We start from the raw sequence: 1821 nt of genomic DNA, 5'->3' as shown, positions 1-1821 counted from the left end.
TCTCCGACTCAGAACAGTTAGCCGATTACAAATCCTACCACTTTCCGGAAACTTCCCGAGAATCAGTGATTAGGACTTACCAGTCTTTGCTTCAGGCGTTCCGGTTGACCTTGGTCAATGACCCGACCCTGGTCTAACAAAAATGCTCCATCACAATAATCCAACTCATCCAAACGGTGCGTAACCCAAATGGCTGTCAATCCTCTACTTTTGACTAAATTTCGCACTTGTGATACTAAATCCATCTGGGTATCTGGATCGAGTAGGGCAGTGGGTTCATCTAACAATAAAATCTCGCACTGTCTTGCGATCGCACCAGCGATCGCAATTCGCTGCTTCTGACCACCGCTGAGGGCATAGATCGGGCGTCGTTCTAGGTCTAGTAAATTGACCGCAGCTAGAGCTTCTTTTACCCGGGCTTGAACTTGAGCTAGGTCGAGCTTTTCTGCTACCAGTCCAAAGGCTACATCGGCACCTACGGTAGGCATCACTAGCTGATGATCAGGATTCTGGAAAACAAAACCTGCTGAACCCGCTAGGTAAATTTCACCGGATTGGGGGGACAATAAACCAGCCAGTAATCTAAGTAAGGTTGATTTACCACTGCCATTGGTTCCTAAGAGCATCCAAAACTCCCCCTTAGGGACTTCCAGGGAGCAAGATTGCAAAACTGTCCCCCCTTTAGGCCAGTTGAAGCCAACCTCTCTTACTTGAATTGCTGGTTGAGTCATTATATATCTTGCTGTTCCATGAATTTATTCAGCCATGGCAAAGAAGCCGGGAGTACGTCCTGAGCCTGTGGCTCCAGATTTTTGAGAAATCATTGCTGCACTGATCTGATCGCTGAGAACGCCAATTTTCTTCTCTGGCTGGTGATCGCAGCTGAGTTCTAACAACTGAGGATGCCCAGAGCGCATGGCTGTCAAAATTTCCTGGTAGGTCGCTTGCGCCTCTTCTTCTGACTTACGTTGCACAGACAGTGGCATGGGTGTATTCCTTAGAATCAAGTCAATGGTGAACATGGAGTATCAAGCCGTAGCGCGTTCTATAAATGTACTTCTTTTTCTTATCTTAGACCCCAGCCCAAACCGGGGTAAGAGCGGTATCTTGGGTGCAGTTATTACCTAATTTTTTTTAAGGGGGTAGCAAAATTAAGAATTATGACATATTATGATAGTTATATTAGACGAACTTTACTTTTCTTTACTTAGACGCCCTTTAGTAAGGTAGCAAAGTTGGCAAGAAAGTAAATCGGCTTACCGTACTTATATATATCTGGAGATCCTTGCTATGACAGTAGCAGTAGGACGCGCCCCCAGCACCAGAGGATGGTTTGACATCCTCGACGACTGGCTCAAGCGCGACCGCTTTGTATTCGTTGGCTGGTCAGGCATTCTGTTGTTCCCCTGTGCCTACATGGCTTTGGGGGGCTGGCTAACTGGTACCACCTTTGTTACTTCTTGGTACACCCACGGCTTAGCGTCTTCCTACCTCGAAGGCTGCAACTTCCTGACCGTAGCAGTATCCTCTCCTCCCAACAGCCTGGGACACTCCCTGCTGCTGTTGTGGGGACCAGAAGCTCAAGGAGACTTGACCCGCTGGTTCCAACTAGGAGGGTTGTGGAGCTTTGTGGCATTCCACGGAGCGTTTGGCCTGATTGGGTTCATGCTGCGGCAATTTGAAATTGCTCGTCTAGTAGGCATCAGACCCTACAACGCGATCGCATTCAGTGCGCCGATTGCAGTATTTGTCAGCGTGTTCCTGATGTACCCGTTGGGACAGTCCAGCTGGTTCTTTGCACCTAGCTTCGGAGTAGCGGGT

General features: G+C 48.3%; 3 protein-coding genes. 1 reads left to right on the top strand and 2 read right to left on the bottom strand.

Going from position 1 to position 1821, the window contains the following annotated elements; translation table 11 throughout:
* Positions 1–62: 62 nt before the first annotated feature.
* Both LYNGBM3L_RS00830 and LYNGBM3L_RS00825 read right to left on the bottom strand, forming a co-directional pair.
* Complete coding sequence (locus tag LYNGBM3L_RS00830) at positions 63–731, bottom strand: energy-coupling factor ABC transporter ATP-binding protein (protein WP_008177882.1); 669 nt, start codon at positions 729–731, stop codon at positions 63–65.
* 24 nt (positions 732–755) lie between these two features.
* Positions 756–1022, bottom strand: coding sequence for a UPF0367 protein family (locus LYNGBM3L_RS00825; protein ID WP_008177880.1), 267 nt, complete (start codon positions 1020–1022; stop codon positions 756–758).
* 268 nt (positions 1023–1290) lie between these two features.
* Here LYNGBM3L_RS00825 and LYNGBM3L_RS00820 point away from each other — a divergent pair.
* Positions 1291–1821, top strand: a 531-nt coding sequence (locus tag LYNGBM3L_RS00820; RefSeq protein ID WP_008177879.1) for a photosynthetic reaction center family protein, incomplete at its 3' end; no start/stop codon positions are given.

Source organism: Moorena producens 3L, from assembly GCF_000211815.1.
Classification (GTDB): domain Bacteria; phylum Cyanobacteriota; class Cyanobacteriia; order Cyanobacteriales; family Coleofasciculaceae; genus Moorena; species Moorena producens.
This window is presented reverse-complemented; position numbering and strand designations above follow the sequence as displayed.

Coding starts and splice junctions, on each gene's coding strand:
- LYNGBM3L_RS00830 (WP_008177882.1), bottom strand. CDS start 731: ATGACTCAACCAGCAATTCAAGTAAGAGAGGTTGGCTTCAACTGGCCT.
- LYNGBM3L_RS00825 (WP_008177880.1), bottom strand. CDS start 1,022: ATGTTCACCATTGACTTGATTCTAAGGAATACACCCATGCCACTGTCT.